This window comes from Montanilutibacter psychrotolerans, assembly GCF_003719825.1.
Classification (GTDB): domain Bacteria; phylum Pseudomonadota; class Gammaproteobacteria; order Xanthomonadales; family Xanthomonadaceae; genus Montanilutibacter; species Montanilutibacter psychrotolerans.
The window spans coordinates 354,350-372,631 of the sequence record NZ_RIBS01000004.1; the positions used below are offsets into that span (position 1 = coordinate 354,350).

An 18,282-nucleotide genomic window follows, 5' to 3' on the forward strand; every position below is an offset into this window, starting at 1 on the left:
GTTGCGCTCGATCCCGCGGAAGCGGCGTTGGCCCATGCCCATCGCTACACCGCTCACGCTCTCGACCCGTCACTGCCGTCGGCCGGCGCCTCGAACGGTTCCGTGGCGATCACGGCCGACAGCGGTATGGGGCCGTACACGTGCGGGTAGTAGTCGCCACTGCCCTCGCTCCACTCGTAGCGCAGGCTGTCGCCCAGCGCCGCGGCATCGATCTCCAGCCGCACGCGCGGACCCGCGCCGCGCAGGTAGCGCGCCACCACCCCGGCAATCTGCGTTTCCGTCGCGCAGTGCAGGAAGCCTTCCTCGGCCAGCAGCGGCGGTGCGTACTCGCCGATGGGTTGCGCGATCTCCCACGCCGCCGGGACCGCGAAATGGAACACGTGCACCGGGCGCAATTCGGTCGAGGTCGGGGTCATCGGCGGCTCAGTCCGCGTTGACCAGCGCGCTGTCGTGCTGCCGCAGCTGCGCGTACACCGGGTCGGTATCGGGGCGCTGACCGTGCCAGCGCTCGAAACTCTCCGCGGCCTGCTCGACCAGCATGCCCAGGCCGTCGACCGTGCGGTCGGCGCCGCAGGCGCGCGCCCATGCCAGGAACGGAATCGCGACCTCGCCATAGCTCAGGTCGACGGCATCGCCACGCGGCGCGATCAGCGAGCCTGGCAGTGGCGGCAGGCCGTCGCCGCGGTTGGCGGCGCTGGCGTTGATGATCAGGTCGAACGCGCCCAGCGAATCGACGTCGGCGAGGTAGCGCGGGTGCACGCGGCCGGGCTCGCCAAGCGCGTCGGCCAGCGCGTCGGCACGCTCGGGCGTGCGGTTGACGATGTAGAGGTCGCCCACGCCGGCATCCAGCAACGCCGGCGCCACGCCGCGCGCCGCACCGCCGGCGCCGATCAGCAGCGTGCGGCGCTCGCGCAGGTCCATGCCTTCGCGTTCGGTAAGGTCGCGCACCAGCCCGATGCCGTCGGTATTGTCGCCGTCCCATCCGGTCGCGGTGCGGATCAGCGTGTTGGCTGCGCCGGCGCGCTGGGCGCGCTCGGTGAGGTTGCCGCAGATCGCCGCCGCGCGCGCCTTGTGCGGCAGCGTGACGTTCGCGCCGACGCCGCCCTCGGCCGCGAACGCCGCCAGCGCGGCGTCGAACTGTTCGGGCGTCGCGTCGATGCGGGTGTATTCCAAAGCGATGCCGAACTGCTGCGCGAAAGCGGCGTGGATGCGTGGCGACAGCGAATGCGCGACCGGGTGGCCGATCACCGCGAACCGCCTGGCGACGCTGTTTGGGCTGGACATGGTGGACCCTCGCTAGACTGCCGGATGACCGAAAACACCGAAGGATGAAACGATGAAGGACATCGCGATCCGCTTGCCAACGAGTCTACTCCGCGCCTGCGTGATCGGTGCCGTGTTGATCGGCGCGCCGGCCGCCTGGGCGCTGTCGGAGTACGGCATCGAGGGCATGGGCGTGGTGTCCACGCGCGACAGCGAGATCCGCGCCGCCGTCAGCCCCGATGGCCAGCGCATCGTCTGGGGCAGCACCGACCGCACCGGCGGCACTGGCGGTTGGGACCTGTGGCAGGCGCGCCTGCGCGAAGGCCGATGGCAGGACCCGCAGCCGCTGTCGCTCAACACGGCCGGCAACGACTTCGATCCGGCATTCAGCGCCGACGGCCGGTGGTTGTACTTCTTCTCGAACCGCCCGGGCGGGGCGGGCGGCGACGACCTGTACCGCGCGCCCGTGCTCGCCGACGGTGGGTTCGGCGATGCGGTGAACCTCGGCGCGGGCGTCAACAGCCCGGGTGACGAGTGGGCGCCGAGCCCGGGGCGCGACGGCCGGACGCTGCTGTTCGCCAGCGACGGCTTTGGCGGCCTGGGTGGCCACGACTTGCTGGTTGCGCGATGGGACGGCGAGGCATTCGTCGCGCCGCACCCCGTGCCCGGCGTCAATACGGCCGCAGACGAATTCGATGCGGTCTGGCTTGGCGACGGGGCAACGTTGGTGTTCGCGCGCTCTGCCGACGCCCAGTCCGCGCCGATCCAGCTGCAGCTCGCGCACTGCGATGGCACGCGTTATGTCGAAGCCGGCGCGCTGGCGTTGTCGTTCAATGGCGTCGGTGCGTGGACGCTCGGTCCGGGTATCGACTGGAGCAAACCGGGCGAATTGCTGGTCAGCGGCGCGGCCACGTCGCCGCGCGCGGGCAAGCTGGACATCTACCGGATGAAGGCGCCGGCGGCGACAGGCAAAACCGGCTGCGTCTGACCGATGCCGGGGCGGCGGCGAAGAGTGCGCATGCTGCAGTCGCCGCATCGCATGACGTCATCAGACGGTGCCAGGCGTCGCGGGATGGCCGCCGGTCCCAGGCGCATCGCCGCCCATCGGCTCCACTGCCGGATCGTGAAAATGTGCGTGGCGTCGCACTTTGGGGCGTGCCTATCCTGCGCCGGCCACGCTGCGTGGCCACCACAAAAAGGACTTTGTCATGAGCACCAAGATGCGCCGTAGCGCCCGCACCCTCCTTCCGTTGCTGCTGTGCGCCGCGGCACTGCCGCTGGGCGCGGCCCCGCCGGGCGGCCTCTCGCCAGTGACGCCGTCGCCGGCGACCTTCGGCACGTGGGAAGCCACCGTGCGTTGGGCCCAGCCGCACGATGTGCAGGGGCCAACGGGCTCGGTGCACTACACGTACACCTACGCGCACATTTCCGCTACCACGCAGGACTCGTGCGAAGTGCAGCTCGACGGTTACGCCTCGCAACGCGGCGTTACCGTGGTGGACTACTGCACGTTCGTTCCGTACTGAGGCAAATCGCCGCGGGGCTGCTGCAGCCCCGCGGCGCTTGTCGGGCGCCAGCGCCGGAATGCGCAACGTCGACGCGCGCGGGCAAGCTGGACATCCACCGGATGAAAACGCCGGCGTCGACGGGCAGGCCAGGATGCGTCTGTTTGGAGTGCGGGAGCCCGCGTGCGCAACGTTAGAGGTCGAATCAATTCCGGGCGTGTCAGGGCACTTCGACCCGAACCCAGCGGAATGCCCGCGTCCATTCCTTCACCTTGAACGCATAGGACTTGAAGGCTTCGATCACGGCCTCGGCGGTGACCGGGGCCAGCGCCACGTAGCGGTTTTTCGAGGTAACGAGCTGGTGCTCGATGATGTAGCTGCCGTCGGGCTTCTGTTCTGCCAGCAGGTAGGTGCCATGGCCGCGATCGAGCACGATGATCGGCTCTTCAGAATGGCTGGCCAAGCGGGGGACCCAGGTTTCGATCAGTTCATCCGTGGCCGGCCCCTCGTAGTCGGCGCCAGGACAAACCAGGACGGGATCCGCGTACTCGGCGCCGATGTCGAAGACGATGTAGCTCTCGGGCAACTGCGACCGCAGGTTGTAGGCCACGATCACGAAGCAGTTCGAATGATCCGCGTCGATGTGCGCCAGCAGATACCTGCCGTCTGCGGTCGCGGAGGTGTAGTAGACCCCACGATCCACGTGGTCCCAGCATCCCAGACCGGTCCTGGCCCAAACGGTTTCCACCGCCCGCAAGCAGGTCTGCACAACGGCCGGGGAAATCCCGGCCGTGCTGGCACCATCGGGCGGGAACAGATCCAGATACTCATGGATCTGCAGCAATCGCATCAGTGTGCGTCCTTCAACCAGCGCGCCGCATCCAGTGCGAAGTAGGTCAGCACGCCGTCGGCGCCCGCGCGCTTGATCGAGGTCAGCGCCTCCAGCGCGCAACCGCGTTCGTCGATCCAGCCGTTGAGCGCGGCGGCCTTGAGCATCGCGTACTCGCCGCTGACCTGGTAGACGAAGGTCGGCGCACCGAACTCGTCCTTGGCGCGACGCACGATGTCCAGGTACGGCAGGCCCGGCTTGACCATGATCATGTCGGCGCCTTCCTCCAGGTCGAGCGCGATCTCGCGCATCGCTTCGTCGGAGTTGGCCGGGTCCATCTGGTACGTGTACTTGTTGCCCTTGCCCAGCGCGCCGGCGCTGCCGACGGCATCGCGGAACGGCCCGTAGAACGCACTGGCGTACTTGGCGCTGTAGGCCAGGATGCGCGTGTGGACGTGGCCTTCGAGTTCGAGCGCGCTGCGGATCTCGCCGATGCGCCCGTCCATCATGTCGCTGGGCGCGACGACGTCGGCGCCGGCAGCGGCGTGCGACATCGCCTGCTTGACCAGTGCCTCGACGGTCTCGTCGTTCATGACGTAGCCGGAGGCGTCGATCAGGCCGTCCTGGCCGTGCGTGGTGTAGGGGTCCAGGGCGACGTCGGTGATGACGCCCAGTTCCGGGAAGCGCTGCTTGAGCGCGCGCACCGCGCGCTGGCAGAGGCCGTCTTCGTCCCAGGCCGCCGCAGCGTCGAGCGATTTGGCTTCCGGTGCGGTCACCGGGAACAGCGCCAGCGCCGGAACGCGCAGTTCGCTGGCCTGTTCGGCGACGCGCATCAGCTCATCGATCGACAGGCGCTCGATGCCAGGCATCGAGGCGACCGCCTCGCGACCTGCCGGTTCGTGCACGAACACCGGATAGATCAGGTCGTTGCTGGTGAGGACCGTCTCGCGCATGAGGCGTCGCGAGAATTCGTCACGGCGCATCCGCCGCGGGCGTGAGAAGGGATAGCTCATGGCGGCCGATTCTACGCCCGTCGGCAGCCGGTACCGTCACCCATCCTGTCCGAATTCCATGTCGGAGCATCGATCGAAAATTCTGGCGGTGCCAGGCCCTGGCTGCCTCGTCAGTCCGGATAGACCCGGTACCGCAGCAGCTGCACCGTCACCGCGGCGCCGAGCGCCGGCACGTGCGCATCGGGCGCCGCGATCAGATCCAGTTCCAGCATGCGCGCCTGCTCGTGGACCTGCAGGTCCAGGGTGATGCGGTCGGCGCGACGGTGGATCGCCACCACCCACGCAGGCAGGCAGGCGTCGGAGTCGTTGGCGCTGCCATCGGCCACCAGCGCCAGGTCGTGCGGGCGCACGAACAGGCGCGCGGGGCCGGTGGCGACGGCATCGCCGTGGGTGGCGGCCACGGGCAGGCGGTGGCCATCGAGCACGAAACGATCACCGTCGATGTGGCCGTCCAGCGCGTTTGCCCGGCCGATGAAATCGAACACGTAGGCCGAGGCCGGGGCGCGGTAGATCTCGTGGGGCGTGCCGACCTGTTCGATGCGTCCGTCCTTCAGCACCACCACCCGATCGGCCAGTTCCAGCGCCTCTTCCTGATCGTGGGTCACGAACACCGTGGTCTGCCCGGTCTGCTCGTGCAACTGGCGCAGCCAGCGACGCAGTTCGACGCGCACCTTGGCGTCGAGTGCGCCGAACGGCTCGTCGAGCAGCAGCACGCTGGGGTCGATCGCCAGCGCACGCGCAAGCGCGACGCGCTGCTTCTGCCCACCCGACAGCTGCTCGGGGTAGCGGCCGCCCAGTTCGGGCAACTGGATCAGGCCGAGCAGTTCCTCCACGCGGCGCGCGATCGTGGCCTTGTCCGGGCGCCGCGCACGCGGTCGGCTGCGCAGGCCGAAGGCGATGTTCTCGGCCACGGTCATGTGCTTGAACAGCGCGTAGTGCTGGAACACGAAACCGACGTTGCGCTCGCGCAGGCTGAGTCGCGTGGCATCGGTGTCGCCGAACAGCAGCCGACCCGAATCCGGGTGCAGCAGGCCGGCTACCACCCGCAGCAGCGTGGTCTTGCCCGAGCCCGACGGGCCCAGCAGCGCAACCAGCTCGCCCGAGGCAATGTCCAGGTCGACCGCGTCCAGCGCGGCAACGTCGGCATACCGCTTGCTGATGCCCTGGATGGCGAGGTTCATGCCGTGCGGTCTCGTCCGGAGGGTCGGGACGGTGTCCGTGCGCCCCGTGGGCGAGTGTGCGGGAGCCGCGTCATGACGGGCTTCACGCGGTGACAGCGCGACGACGTCGGCCAGGCGGGGCGATAGTGCCGTGGGCGCCGGAGCCAGTGGCCCGCGTTGCGTTGCTTCGTTGCGTGCTGTCGTCATTTCAGTGCCGCCGATGCGATTGTGCGAGGGCGTCGCCGTGACGCGCCTCCAGCCAGAACTTCAGGACCAGGGTCACCAGCGCCAGGCCGGCGAGCAGCGAGGCCACCGCAAACGCGGCGGTGCCGTCGAACTCGTTGTAGAGAATCTCGATGTGCAGCGGCAGGGTGTTGGTGAGGCCGCGGATGTGGCCCGAGACCACCGACACCGCGCCGAACTCGCCCATCGCGCGCGCGCCGCACAGCAGCACCCCGTACAGCAGGCCCCACTTGATGTTGGGCAATGTCACGCGGCGGAACATCGTCCAGCCACTGGCGCCAAGCGAACGGGCCGCGAGCTCCTCGTCCGCGCCCTGCTGTTGCATCAGCGGGATCAGCTCGCGCACCACGAACGGGAAGGTGATGAACAGCGTGGCCAGCACGATGCCGGGTCGTGCGAACAGGATCTTGATGTCGAACTGCTGCAGCAGCGACGCAAACCAGCCTTGCGAGCCAAACAGCAGCACCAGGCACAGGCCCGCCACCACCGGCGACACGGCGAACGGCAGGTCGATCAGGGCCAGCAGCACGCGCTTGCCGCGAAACGCGAAACGCGTGACCGCCCACGCGGTCAGCAGGCCGAACACGGCGTTGACGGGTATCACGATCGCCGCGGTCAGCAGCGTCAGCTTGAGCGCTGCAATCGCATCGGGATGGCGCAGCGCGTCGAGCCAGCGGGCGAATCCTTCGCCGAACGCCGCGCCCAGCACCATCAGCAGCGGCAGCACCACCAGCAGCGCCATGATCGCCACGGCCAGCACGATCAGGCTCCAGCGCAGCCAGCGCGGTTCGCGCAGCAGGTCGGCCTCGTCACTCACCGGTTGCCTCCGCGCCGCTCGTGGCGGAACAGCTGCGGGATCGCGTTGATCACCAGCAGGCACACGAACGAGGCTGCCAGCAGCAGCGCGGCGATCGCGATCGCGCCGTTGTAGTCGTACTCCTCCAGGCGGATGGTGATCAGCAGCGGCGCGATCTCGGTCTTGTAGGGCAGGTTGCCGGCGATGAAGATCACCGAGCCGTACTCGCCCAGGCCACGCGCGAACGCCAGCGAGAAGCCGGTCAGCAGCGCCGGCAGCAGTTCGGGCAGGATCACCCGGCGCAGCGTGGTCAACCGGGAGGCACCCAGCGAAGCGGCGGCCTCCTCCTGCTCGCGGCCCAGCGCTTCCAGCACCGGCTGCACCGTGCGCACCGCGAAGGGCAGGCCGATGAAGACCAGCGCGATCACGATGCCGGCTGGCGCGTAGGCGATCTTGATGCCGGCCGGCTCGAGGTAGCGGCCGACCCAGCCGTTCTGCGAGTAGATCGCGGTCAACGCGATGCCGGCCACGGCGGTGGGCAGGGCGAACGGCAGATCGACCAGCGCATCGAGCAGGCGCCGGCCGGGGAAGCGATAGCGCACCAGCACCCAGGCAACCACCGCGCCCGCCAGCAGCGCCAGCACCGCGGCCACCAGCGCAGCGCCGAAGCTGAGCTTGAGCGAGGCCTGCACGCGTTCGTCCTGGATCGCACGCAGCCAGCCCTCGGCGCCCAGTCCGGCCGCCTTGAACGCCAGCGCAGCCAGCGGCAGCAGCACCACCACGCCCAGCCAGGCCATGCCCAGGCCGAGGCTGAGGCTGAAACCCGGCAGCGGGCGGCGACCGCGTGGCGGTGCGGACGGCGATGTGATGGCAGTGGCGCTGGCGGTCATCGGGCGGTTCGGGGCCGGGAGTATTGCTGGACGCGCTTTCGCATGGAGTGGTCTGCCTCGCCGTTGTAAGGAACCCGGTGTTGGCTGGCGTGACGATCACGCACCGTGCCGGACAGACCCGGCACTGAACCCGCTATCGACTCGCCACGCCAGTGATGCAACGGCATGACGCCATAACCAGCGCGCCGGCCGGCCCTGCGGCGCCGTCACCGCAAGCCCCGGGCCGGCTCAGCGCCGGTAGATCCGGTCGAACAGACCGCCGTCGGCGAAGTGCTGCGCCTGCGCTTTGCGCCAACCGCCAAAGGCGTTGTCGATGGTGACCTGGGGCACGCGTGGGAAGCGCGCGAGCTCGGCCGCCGGGACGCCGGCCGGGTTGGCCGGGCGGTAGTGGTGGCGCGCAGCCAGGCGCTGCCCGGCCGGGGAGTACAGGAATTGCAGGTAGGCCTGGGCCTGCTTGCGGGTGCGGTGCTTGTCGACGTTGCGGTCCACCAGCGCCACCGGCGGCTCGGCGCGGATGCTCATGCTGGGTACGACGATCTCGAACTTGCCGCGGCTGCCCGGTTCGGCCAGGGTCAGCAGCGCCTCGTTTTCCCAGGCCACCAGCACGTCGCCGATGCCGCGCTCGACGAAGGTGGTGGTGGACCCGCGCGCGCCGGTGTCGAGCACTGGCACGTTGCCGAACAACTTGCCCATGTAGGCCAGCACCTGGTCGGCCCGGCGGTACTTCCACGACGCCCAGGTCCACGCGGCCAGGTAGTTCCAGCGCGCGCCGCCGGACGTCTTGGGATTGGGCGTGATCACGCCGATGCCGGGCCGCGCGAGATCGCCCCAGTCGCGGATCTGCTTGGGGTTGCCCCGGCGCACCAGGAACACGACGGTCGAGGTGTACGGCGCGCTGTTGTGCGGCAGGCGCGATTGCCAGTTGGCCGGCAGCAGCTGGGCCTTCTCGGCCAGTGCGTCGATGTCGGCAGCCAGCGCCAGCGTGACGACGTCGGCCTCCAGGCCGTCGATCACCGAACGGGCCTGCTTGCCCGAGCCACCGTGCGAGGCGCGGATGGTGAGGTTCTCGCCGGTCTGCTGTTTCCATTGCGCGGCAAACGCCTGGTTGACGTCCTGGTACAGCTCGCGCGTGGGGTCGTAGGACACGTTCAGCAGTTCGGCCGCGACGGCGTTTCCGGAAACGGCGGCAGACAGCGCGAGCAGCGCGGTCGCGGCAATCAATGCGGTGCGAAGGGTGCGCAGGCGGGTCGTCGTGCCGTTGCGCGGGGTGGGGGAGGCGGTGCTGGCAGAACGGGAGGCGATGGGCATCGTGGGGTCCTCGTGATGGCCTTGTGGGCTCTTGTAGGAGAGCGGATCGAAAATCCGGGTGAGCACCGTGTCGAGCAGCTCAGTACACCAGGCCGATGCGGGTCAGCAGCACGTCTTCGCGGCGGTCGGTGCCGCCGGGCGCGGCGTCGAGCCGGGTGCGTTCGTAATCGATGCCCAGGCGCAGGTGCCGGTTCGGCCACCAGTTGACGGTGACGCCGCGGCTGCGCGTGCGGCGCCATGCCGTGCCGGGGTTGGCGTAGAACGGGAACGCGTCGACGTCGGCATCCAGCCGGCCGATGCGCGCGGCCACCTGCACCGCGCCAAAGCCGCCGTTGCCGCCCAACAGCGGACGCGCGGGGGCGATGGCATCGAAGCTGGCGTCCTCGCCGGTCAGCACCCAGCCGCCCTGCAACTCCCACGCGCGGTGGTCGAGCGAGGCGCTGGTGCCCCCGCGACGAAGTGCGTGGCGCGACTGCAGCGTTTCGATCTGCAGGTGCGCCGGGCCGCGGTACCAGTCGCTGTACGCGCCGACGCGGGTGAATCGACCGTCGGCGATGGCGTCGCCGCGGTAGCGGAAGATCGTCTCGCGACCGGGTGTGCGGTAGCGGCCCAGGCGCGGGTCTTCGAGGCTGCCCTTGCGATCGCCGCGGCTGCCGGTCACGCCGACGCGCCACCGACCGCCCAGCAGCGGCTGCTTGAACTGCACGTGGCCGACCAGCTCGGCACCGGCGTCGGGGCTGTGCGCGATCTCGCCGTCGGGCGCACCGTCGAAGACGCCGGCCTGCACCTGCCAATGCTTGCCGGGCTTCCAACCGAGCATGAGGCCGTTGTCTCGGTTGGGTGCCAGTTCGCCGACCAGGCTGGACTCGACGAAGGTGATCGCGTTCGACGACTTCAGCCGATCCAGGCTGATCGGCGGCTTGGTACGGCCGACGGTCAACGTCCAGTCCTGGTCGATCTCGAACGCGACGTAGGCATCGAGCAGCTTGTTCTCGTCGCGCGTCAGCTCGGGCATCAGGCGCAGGTTCCAGCGTTCGCCCTTGAGCTGGATGATCGGGTCGACGCGGCGCCAGTACGACACGCGATCGGCCGGATGCGCGTTGTCGTCGAGAAATCGGACCTGGTCGTAGTGGATATAGCCGCCGAAGGTGGGCGTGACCGCCGCGGCGGTCGGGGCCAGCGCAAGCCATGGCAGCGCGCGCAGGACGATGGACAGCGTGGGCATGACGAATCCTCTGTAACGGTTGGTTGCGTGCGGCCAGGCAATGGGCAGGGCGTGGTTGTGGCAACGCCGCGCACGTCGACGTGCGCCTTGCTGGGCGCAATAACCGAAGGGCATCGCGCGGGATTCGATTACGTAGAGATGGGTTCTGCGTCGCGCGTCGCGTCCGGCGCATTACGCCTTCGGCTAATGCGCCCTACGGGCACATCGCCGATCGCCGATTGCATCCACGTTTCCTGGCCGGCACGTTGCGCCAGCGTGGCCAGGCTGCAGTGGTCCAGCACGCCCGACAGCGCCTGGCGGGTCTCGCGCATGAGCGCGCGCACCGCGCACCGCGACGGATCGGCGCAGTCGTGGCACGGCCGGTAAGCGGTGATGCTCGCGCAGCGCACCGGCGCCAGCGGACCGTCGATGGCGCGGATCACGTCGCCGACCATGATCGCGTCCGCCGCGCGTGCCAGTGCATGGCCACCGGTCTGGCCGCGGCGGCTGCGCACCAGGGCGGCCTTGCGCAGGTCCACCAGGATGGCTTCGAGAAACTTCGGCGGCACGTTCGCGCGCGCGGCGATCGCATGCGCCTGCAGCCAGTCCTCGGCGCTGCCGGTGAGGGCGCACATCGCACGTAATCCGTACTTGGCTTTGTTGGTCAGCATTTCCTAGTTTTTCTATAGGGATGGATTTTCAGCGTCAATCGCCGCTGCGCCATGTGGTCATGCGCCAACTCGGTGATCGCCTTGCGTGGCAACGGTTTCGCTGGTTCCGGTGCGGCTCATTGCCGGTTGGCATGTCGTGATGACCGGCTGCAGTGCGACCGTCGTGATCCGCTGCCAGATCGCGGCATTGCTGCCTTGCGACGACGTGGCGCGCGGCGGTTTGCGGATCGGCCTCGCTTAAGATGCGCCGATGCGATCTCGCCCCCTGCCACCACTCGTCCGCGCCTGCTTCGTCGGCCTATGCGCGCTCGCCGTGCTGTGCTGGTTCGGGCCGTGGCTGACCCGTTTCGATCCGCATGCGCCCGACTGGACGGCGCTGTCGGTTGCGCCCGGAACGGCCGGTCACTGGTTCGGCACCGATGCGATCGGTCGCGACGTGTTCGCACGCACCCTGGCCGGCGGCAGGCTGTCGCTCACCATCGGTCTGTTGTCGAGTGTGGTCGCGCTGCTGATCGGACTGGCTTACGGCGCGATCGCCGGACTTGCCGGCGGGCGCGTCGAGCGCGCGATGCTGCGGGTGCTCGACGTGTTCAGTGCCTTGCCGTTCCTGCTGGTGGTGATCCTGCTGTTGACGTTGTTCGAGCGTTCGCTGGCGTTGTTGCTGGCGGCGATCGGCGGCTACGTCTGGATCGACCTGGCGCGGGTGATGCGTGCCGAAGCCGCGCGCCTTCGCGAGGCGCCTTTCGTGCTTGCCGCGCAGGCCGCCGGGGCCGGCTTCGGCCAGCGCCTGCGCTGGCACGTGCTGCCCAACCTGCTGCCGCTGGCGTTGGTCTATCTGGGCCTGATCCTGCCGCAGGCGATCCTGGTGGAGAGCTTCCTGGGCTTCCTCGGACTCAGTGTCGACGAGCCCTCGGCCAGCTGGGGCACCCTGCTCAGCGAGGGCGTGCAGGAACTGGATTCGGCGCCGTGGACGCTGCTGTTCCCGGCCGGACTTCTGGTGGCGACGTTGGCCGTGTTCCAGTTTCTCGGTGACGGCCTGCGCGACTGGCTCGACGTGCACGGCGCGCGCGAGGCGGCCGCGGCATGAGGTCTTCCACGTGCGCACGTCGCCTTGCCGGCGGCGGCAGTCCCGCAGCAGCGGTTGCAGGTGGCCAGGCGTGTGCAGCCGGTCGGAGCGCGCCGCCATGATCGTGCTGCGCGACCTGTGCATCGAACACCGCGAACGCCGTCTGCTCGGCCCGTTGCAGCTGGAGCTGCGCGCAGGCGAATGCGTGGGACTGGTGGGCGAGAGCGGCAGCGGCAAGAGCCTGACGGCGCTGTCGCTGCTGGGGCTGCTGCCGGCGGGGCTGCGCGCCGCCGGATCACTGGCCTGCGATGGCCGCGCCATCGCGCTGGATTCGCCCGGGCACGCCGCATTGCGCGGCAAGGTGCTGGGCTGGGTGCCGCAGGACCCGCTGGCGACATTGCACCCGCTGCGCACCGTCGGTTCGCAGCTGACCGAAACCCTGCGCGTGTTGCGCGGACTGTCGCGCGGCGATGCCCTGCGCGACGCGCGCGCGCTGTTCGAGCGTGTGCAGCTGCCCGAGCCGCAGGCCGCGCTCGATCGTTACCCACACCAGTTCTCCGGCGGCCAGCGCCAGCGAATCGCGATCGCCCTGGCGCTGGCGACGCGGCCGCGCGTGCTGATCGCCGACGAGCCGACGTCGGCGCTGGACGCGCGCATCGCCCGCGACATCCTCGACCTGCTCGATGCGCTGCGTCGCGAGGACGGCCTGGCGATGTTGCTGATCAGCCACGACCTGCCGCTGGTCGGGGCCTACGCGCAGCGCCTGCTGGTGCTGCAGCGTGGCGTGGTGGTCGAGGCCGGCGACACCGCCACCGTGTTCGCGAACCCGCGGCACGCGTACACCCGCGAACTGCTGGCCGCCGACCGGTTGGCACCGTTGCCGCCCGGCAACAACGACGCGCCCTTGCTGCTGCAGGGCGAAGGGCTGCGCCTGCGCTACCCGCGCGCACCGCGCGATGCGCTGACCGACGTGGGCATCGAATTGCGCCGCGGCGAAGGGCTGGCGCTGGTCGGCGAGAGCGGCAGCGGCAAGAGCACCCTGGGCCGGGTGTTGCTGCGCCTGTTGCGCGGGGCGCACGGGCGCGTCCTGCTGCACGAGGCCGACGGCGGCGTGGTGGATCTCAACACCCTGCCAACGCACGCGCTGCGGCGTCTGCGCGCGCGCATCGGCGTGGTGTTCCAGGATCCGTACGCCTCGCTCGATCCGCGCATGCGCATCGCCGAGATCGTCGGTGAGCCGCTGCGCATCCACGGACGCGGCGATGCGGCCGCGCGTCGTGCCCGGGCCGCCGAACTGCTGCAGGCGGTGGGCTTGGGCGATGGCGATCACGCGGCCGGTGCGGACGTGCTCGATCGCTATCCGCACGAGTTCTCCGGCGGCCAGCGTCAGCGCATCGCGATCGCGCGTGCATTGGCCACCGATCCGGAACTGCTGGTCTGCGACGAGGCGGTGTCCGCGTTGGACGCACACCACCGCGGCGCCATCCTCGCCTTGCTGCAGCGGCTCAAGCGCGAACGCGGCCTGGCGTTGCTGTTCGTCACCCACGATCTTGCCGCGGCGGCGGCGGTGGCCGAGCGCATCGCGGTGCTCGAGAACGGGCGCATCGTCGAGACCGGGGCCACCGGCGCGGTGTTGCGCGCGCCGCAGCATGCGCACACAAAGGCACTGTTGGCAGCCAGACCGCCGGCGGCGTGAGGGTTGCCCTCGTCCGCTCGGCTCGACCTCTCGCGTGCGTCAGCCGCGCAGGTCGGTGTCGAAAGTCAGCAGTTGCAGGTACACCGCCAGATCGGCATCGCTGTGGCAGCAGAACACCACCTCGTTGATGCCGGGCACCTGCGGCAGCGTGGCGCACACCGTGTCTATCGCGATGCGCGCGGCCGGCAGGAACGGATAACCGTAGGCACCGGTGCTGATCGCGGGGAACGCGATGCTGCGTACGCCCGCATCGGCAGCCACACGCAGTGCGTTGCGGTAGCACGCGGCCAACAGCTCGGGTTCGCCGTGCGCACCGCCGCGCCACACCGGGCCGACCGTGTGCACCACGTACCGGGCCGGCAGGAGGTGCCCACCGGTGAGCTTGGCCTGGCCGGTCTCGCAGCCGCTGAGCCGGCGGCACTCGTTGGCAAGCTCGGGTCCGGCCGCGCGGTGGATCGCGCCGTCGACGCCGCTGCCGCCGAGCAGCGACGAGTTGGCGGCGTTGACGATCGCGTCGACGGCGAGCGTCGTGATGTCGGCTTGTCTTGCGCGCAGTCGGGTCATCGCGCACTCCCGGGGTTAGACGATACCGCCGCCCAGCATCAGCCGCGCGACCGCGACCACGATGACGATGCCGTTGAGCAACAGGCCGGTCTTGGCCCGGCCGTTGCGCTCGCTGCGGGTCAGTGCCATGGCGAGCGCGGCGATGATCGCGCCGATCGCGGCGAAGGGAATCAGGAACCAGTTGCCCCATCCCAGCAAGGGGACCAGCGCAACCACCATCCACACCATTGCCACGATGCCCCAGATCAGGCTGATCAGTCCCATCGGCTTCCCCCTGCGTGAGTGATGCGCCGAGGATAGCCGGTGATCGGTGATCGGTCCTCTGTCGGAAGTGGGTGGGTGGTCCGGGCCTGGCGCCGGGCCGTGGCGTGCCGGGGGACCGGCTCGATCACCCATCGCGGGTTCGGATCGCACGATCGGCGGCGATTGGCCAGGACCCTGCGGCAGCGGTCGCTGCCGCAGGGTGTGTGCGACGTGCTTGTCGCGGTGGCGCCGTTGCGGGCGCCGCGTCCCTCAGCCGTGCACCCCGTCGATCTCCACGCGCAGTTCGCGGCGGCAGATTGCCGCGTGCAGCACCAGCCGCTGCACCGCGGGGTCGAGGCGTTGTTCGAGCAGGGCGGTGACCTGGGCGATCTCGTCCCGGTCGCGCACGTAGACCTTGAGGCAGCTGGTCGCGCCGAAGCGCGGTTGCAGCTGGGGTTGCCGGGCGCGCGCGACGGCCAGCAGGCTGTCGAAGTTGGCCAGGGTTTCGTCCAGCTGCGCGGCCACCGAATCGGCGTGGCGCGACTCGTGACCGACCACCGCCGCGGTACCCGACAGCAGCAGCGGTACCTCGGCGCCGGTCGGCGGCAGCATCGCCCGGGCGAAGCTGGGCGGCTGCGGACCGTACTGGCGCGGGTAGCGGTAGGCGCTGACCTGGCGCGGGTTCTCCAGCGGATTGCCGGGCGCGCGCGCGGCCAGCCAGTAAACCTGCAGACGGCGTTCGTTGTCGACGCGGCCGATCGCGGTCGCGGCCGGCAGTTGCGCCGGATGGGCATCGCCGATGCCGCGCGCACGGCCGACGCAGAACACGCGATAGCGCTCGATGTCGCCTTCGCCGTGGGTGATGCCGTCGAGGTAGTTCCAGGTACGCAGCAGGTGCGGGTAGCCGTGCTCGAGGTTGAGCTCGCGCAGGCGCCGGTAGATGGTTTCGGCCGTCACGTCGATCTCGGACGTGCCTTCGTCCAGCTCGAGCGCGCCGAACAGCAGCTCGCCATCCTCCGCCCAGGCCAGACCGTCGATGCGGCCGTGGCGAACCGGGCCGCCGGCACGCCACAGTTCCAGCGGCGCGGCACCGTGCGGTTCGAGCGCGACGCGCAGGTAGCGTGGATCGTCCAGTACCGGTGCGTGGCTGCCGAAACCGAACAGCGCCAACGTGTCCGGCCTGGCGAGGAGTTCGGCCGGATCGCCGTCGACATAGTCGACCGACAGGCGCACCGGGTGCGGGCCATGGGCCATCAGCGCGCTCACGGATTGCCCTGCTGCAGGGTGTCGCCGGTGACGGTGACGTCGACCTGGCGGCGTCGACGCAGCCAGCCGCGCAATGCCGCCGGTGCCATGCGCAGTGCGGTGAACAGGTAGATCGCGCGGAACAGGCGCAGCCGGCGCAGTACGGCGGCGTTGTCGAACACATCGCCGGCCAGCATCGAGATCACGGCCTGCTCCACCTGCCAGTCGTTGCGCGGATTGTTGAACAGATGTTGCATCACCGGCGTCGTGAAGCGGTAGATGAACCAGGTGAAGTGCTTGAGGCCGCGTCGCAGCCGCTTGACCATCGCGGCCTGCAGGACCGGCTCGCGGCGCGGTTCGCGCAGGCTGCCATCGACCACCTCGGCGGCCTGCTCGGCGCTGTTCATGCCCAGGTAGACACCCGAGGAGAACACCGGGTCGACGAACGCGTAGGCGTCGCCCACCATCAGCCAGCCCGGGCCGGTCATCTGCGTGCAGGTGTAGGAGTAGTTGCCGGTGACGTGGACGGGCGCGACACGCTGGGCGTCCTGCATGCGCGCCCAGGCCTGCGGCTCGGACTCCAGCGTCTTCATCAGGAACGCCTCGCTGTCGCCACGGCGCTGCTTGAGGTACTCCGGGAAGCACACCGCGCCGACGCTCATGACGTCGTTCTGCAGCGGAATCAGCCACATCCATCCGTGTGCGAAGCGCTGCACGGTGATGTTGCCGGCGTCCTCGCCATCGCGCCGAAGCACGCCGGTGAAGTGGCTGAAGATTGCCGCCGACTGGTGCAGGGGATTCTTGCGCTTGAGCTTGAGCTGGCCGCCGAGCAGGGCGTCGCGGCCGCTGGCATCGACCAGGTAGCGCGGTCGCACCAGCAACGCATTGCCGTCGGCGTCGCGCGCACGCACCAGCGACGGCCGGTCATCGGCACCGAACTCGACCGATTCGACCTTGACCCGCTCGCGCGCGTCCACGCCGTTGGCCTGGGCGTGCCGGAACAGGATCTCGTCGAACTGCTCGCGCTTGACCTGGTACGCGTAGCCAAACCGCGGGTTGAGCGCGCGATCGAAACGGAACGTGTTGTAGGCCAGCCCGTTGCCTTGGCCGTCGTCGGTCACCGGGAATTCGGCGCCGGGCTTGAACGTGCCGATCGCCTTGACCTGCTCGAGCACACCCAGCCGCTCGAGGATCGGCAGGTTCATCGGCAACAGCGATTCGCCGATGTGGAAGCGCGGGTGTTCGCCCTTTTCCAGCAGCAGGACCCGCCAGCCCTTTCGGGCGAGGAGGGTGGCCGCGGTGGTTCCGGCAGGACCACCGCCGATCACCAGTACGTCGGTGTCGATCGGGGCAGACGGCGTGGCGGGGCGTGGCGGGGCGGACGGGTCGGCGGCGCTTTCGGTCATAGGACCGTATGATAGCCGGCCAACCGTGCGCTCCGTCGCGGTTGCGCCCGTGGTCTGGATGCCGGATCGTGGCGTCCCTTGTCATGCCACGCACTGGAAGTCCGATGTCCGAACAAACCGCCTCCGAACGCGCCCTGGCCGAGCTGCTGGTGGATAGCCTGAACCTGGAGGGCGTGTCCCCGGACGCAATCGACCCGGAAGCGGCGCTGTTCGGCACCGGGCTGGGTCTGGACTCGATCGACGCGCTGGAACTGGCGCTGGCGGTAGGCAAGCATTACGGCTTCCAGCTGCGCTCGGACAACGAGGAAAACCGTCGCGTGTTCGCCTCGCTGCGCTCGCTGTCGACGCACATCGAGCAGCACCGGACGGCCTGATCGCAGTCCTGCGGTCCTGCCCGCCGTGGAACGCGCCGACGTGGCGCGCCCGTCGCCCCTCCCGCCCGCCGACCCGGTGACACCGGCCTGGCTGGTCGGCGTGCGCGTGCTGCTGGCAGTCGCCTACCCGCTGCTGGCGCATTGGGCCAGCCATCGTGGCAGTGGCGAGGCCGCGGCATTCGCGCTGGTCGATCTGATGCTGATCGTGCTGCTGGGCCCGTTGGCCGCCCGCCGGCCGTGGGCGTGGGTGCTGCTGGCAGCGCTGATCTCCGGACTGGCGATGCTGGCCTCGACGCCGTGGCTGCAACTGCTTCTGCTGGCTCCGCCGATGCTGTTCACCGCGTTGCTGGCGTGGTGGTTCGGGCGCAGCCTGCGGGCGCCGCGCGAGGCGCTGATCAGTCGCATCGTCGGTGCGCTGGACGGCTGCGAGCCTTCCCAGCTGCCCTCGCCGTTGTACCGCTACACGCGTCGCCTGACGGCGGCGTGGTCGTTGCTGCTGGCCACCCTGTCGTTGACCAACGGTCTGCTGGCGGTGATCGCCGTGCCCGGCGGCGTGCTGGTCCGGTTGGGCCATCCGCCGCTGTTCGCCGTGGCGCAACAGCAGTGGTCGCTGTTCGCCAACCTGTTGAACTACGGCATCGTCGGCGGCTTCTTCGTCGCCGAGTACGTCATCCGCCGGCGCCTGTTCCCGCACCGCCCCTACCGGAATTTCGTCGATTTCATGCGCCGCATGGGGGCGCTGGGTCCGGACTTCTGGCGCAAGCTGTTCAGCTGAGACGCCATGGGGCCGATGCTCGTACCCCGGT

General features: G+C 69.7%; 20 protein-coding genes. 6 read left to right on the top strand and 14 right to left on the bottom strand.

The window, feature by feature from the left end; translation table 11 throughout:
* Nucleotides 1–53: 53 nt before the first annotated feature.
* Both EER27_RS10685 and aroE read right to left on the bottom strand, forming a co-directional pair.
* A complete protein-coding gene (locus tag EER27_RS10685) occupies nucleotides 54–416 on the bottom strand; it encodes a DUF952 domain-containing protein (protein WP_123088075.1) in 363 nt (120 codons plus the stop codon).
* 7 nt (nucleotides 417–423) lie between these two features.
* Nucleotides 424–1,284: a shikimate dehydrogenase gene (aroE, locus tag EER27_RS10690; protein WP_123088076.1), complete on the bottom strand. Its 861-nt coding sequence runs from the start codon at nucleotides 1,282–1,284 to the stop codon at nucleotides 424–426.
* Between the two features lie 52 nt (nucleotides 1,285–1,336).
* Here aroE and EER27_RS10695 point away from each other — a divergent pair, with 52 nt between their 5' ends.
* Both EER27_RS10695 and EER27_RS10700 read left to right on the top strand, forming a co-directional pair.
* A complete protein-coding gene (locus EER27_RS10695) occupies nucleotides 1,337–2,251 on the top strand; it encodes a TolB family protein (protein WP_123088077.1) in 915 nt (304 codons plus the stop codon).
* Between the two features lie 220 nt (nucleotides 2,252–2,471).
* Nucleotides 2,472–2,789, top strand: coding sequence for a hypothetical protein (locus EER27_RS10700; RefSeq protein ID WP_123088078.1), 318 nt, complete (start codon nucleotides 2,472–2,474; stop codon nucleotides 2,787–2,789).
* Nucleotides 2,790–2,988: 199 nt separating this feature from the next.
* On the opposite strand, the gene EER27_RS10705 is transcribed toward EER27_RS10700, so the two are convergent.
* From EER27_RS10705 to EER27_RS10740, 8 genes are all read right to left on the bottom strand, one after another.
* Nucleotides 2,989–3,618: a hypothetical protein gene (locus EER27_RS10705; protein WP_123088079.1), complete on the bottom strand. Its 630-nt coding sequence runs from the start codon at nucleotides 3,616–3,618 to the stop codon at nucleotides 2,989–2,991.
* On the bottom strand, nucleotides 3,618–4,610 hold the full coding sequence (gene hemB / locus EER27_RS10710; RefSeq protein ID WP_123088080.1) for a porphobilinogen synthase: 993 nt from the start codon (nucleotides 4,608–4,610) through the stop codon (nucleotides 3,618–3,620). Before hemB ends, EER27_RS10705 begins: the two co-directional genes overlap by 1 nt.
* Nucleotides 4,611–4,720: 110 nt before the next feature.
* A complete protein-coding gene (locus EER27_RS10715; RefSeq protein ID WP_123088081.1) occupies nucleotides 4,721–5,791 on the bottom strand; it encodes a sulfate/molybdate ABC transporter ATP-binding protein in 1,071 nt (356 codons plus the stop codon).
* 187 nt (nucleotides 5,792–5,978) lie between these two features.
* Nucleotides 5,979–6,893: a sulfate ABC transporter permease subunit CysW gene (gene cysW / locus EER27_RS10720; protein WP_123088082.1), complete on the bottom strand. Its 915-nt coding sequence runs from the start codon at nucleotides 6,891–6,893 to the stop codon at nucleotides 5,979–5,981.
* Entirely contained in the window at nucleotides 6,827–7,699 is an 873-nt protein-coding gene (cysT, locus tag EER27_RS10725) for a sulfate ABC transporter permease subunit CysT (protein WP_123088083.1), read from the bottom strand. The genes cysW and cysT overlap by 67 nt, the downstream gene beginning before the upstream one ends.
* Nucleotides 7,700–7,927: 228 nt before the next feature.
* Nucleotides 7,928–9,007 carry a sulfate ABC transporter substrate-binding protein gene (locus EER27_RS10730; RefSeq protein ID WP_123088084.1) on the bottom strand — a complete coding sequence of 360 codons (1,080 nt, stop codon included), beginning with the start codon at nucleotides 9,005–9,007 and terminating at the stop codon, nucleotides 7,928–7,930.
* A 79-nt stretch (nucleotides 9,008–9,086) separates the two neighbouring features.
* Nucleotides 9,087–10,232: an OprO/OprP family phosphate-selective porin gene (locus EER27_RS10735; protein WP_190285744.1), complete on the bottom strand. Its 1,146-nt coding sequence runs from the start codon at nucleotides 10,230–10,232 to the stop codon at nucleotides 9,087–9,089.
* 128 nt (nucleotides 10,233–10,360) lie between these two features.
* Entirely contained in the window at nucleotides 10,361–10,882 is a 522-nt protein-coding gene (locus EER27_RS10740; RefSeq protein WP_123088086.1) for an RrF2 family transcriptional regulator, read from the bottom strand.
* A 250-nt stretch (nucleotides 10,883–11,132) separates the two neighbouring features.
* Here EER27_RS10740 and EER27_RS10745 point away from each other — a divergent pair, with 250 nt between their 5' ends.
* Both EER27_RS10745 and nikE read left to right on the top strand, forming a co-directional pair.
* Nucleotides 11,133–11,969, top strand: coding sequence for an ABC transporter permease (locus EER27_RS10745; RefSeq protein ID WP_123088087.1), 837 nt, complete (start codon nucleotides 11,133–11,135; stop codon nucleotides 11,967–11,969).
* 97 nt (nucleotides 11,970–12,066) lie between these two features.
* Nucleotides 12,067–13,644, top strand: a complete 1,578-nt coding sequence (nikE, locus tag EER27_RS10750; protein WP_123088088.1) for a nickel ABC transporter ATP-binding protein NikE — start codon at nucleotides 12,067–12,069, stop codon at nucleotides 13,642–13,644.
* 39 nt (nucleotides 13,645–13,683) lie between these two features.
* Here nikE and EER27_RS10755 read toward each other — a convergent pair whose 3' ends face one another.
* From EER27_RS10755 to EER27_RS10770, 4 genes are all read right to left on the bottom strand, one after another.
* Entirely contained in the window at nucleotides 13,684–14,208 is a 525-nt protein-coding gene (locus EER27_RS10755; protein ID WP_123088089.1) for an O-acetyl-ADP-ribose deacetylase, read from the bottom strand.
* A 15-nt stretch (nucleotides 14,209–14,223) separates the two neighbouring features.
* A complete protein-coding gene (locus tag EER27_RS10760; RefSeq protein WP_123088090.1) occupies nucleotides 14,224–14,472 on the bottom strand; it encodes a hypothetical protein in 249 nt (82 codons plus the stop codon).
* A gap of 249 nt (nucleotides 14,473–14,721) precedes the next feature.
* Nucleotides 14,722–15,705, bottom strand: coding sequence for a chorismate transformation FkbO/Hyg5 family protein (locus EER27_RS10765; protein WP_190285753.1), 984 nt, complete (start codon nucleotides 15,703–15,705; stop codon nucleotides 14,722–14,724).
* Between the two features lie 8 nt (nucleotides 15,706–15,713).
* Nucleotides 15,714–17,102, bottom strand: coding sequence for an NAD(P)/FAD-dependent oxidoreductase (locus EER27_RS10770; RefSeq protein ID WP_123088091.1), 1,389 nt, complete (start codon nucleotides 17,100–17,102; stop codon nucleotides 15,714–15,716).
* 104 nt (nucleotides 17,103–17,206) lie between these two features.
* Here EER27_RS10770 and EER27_RS10775 point away from each other — a divergent pair, with 104 nt between their 5' ends.
* Complete coding sequence (locus tag EER27_RS10775) at nucleotides 17,207–17,476, top strand: phosphopantetheine-binding protein (protein WP_123088092.1); 270 nt, start codon at nucleotides 17,207–17,209, stop codon at nucleotides 17,474–17,476.
* 91 nt (nucleotides 17,477–17,567) lie between these two features.
* Complete coding sequence (locus EER27_RS10780) at nucleotides 17,568–18,251, top strand: COG4648 family protein (RefSeq protein WP_190285754.1); 684 nt, start codon at nucleotides 17,568–17,570, stop codon at nucleotides 18,249–18,251.
* Nucleotides 18,252–18,282 lie beyond the last annotated feature (31 nt).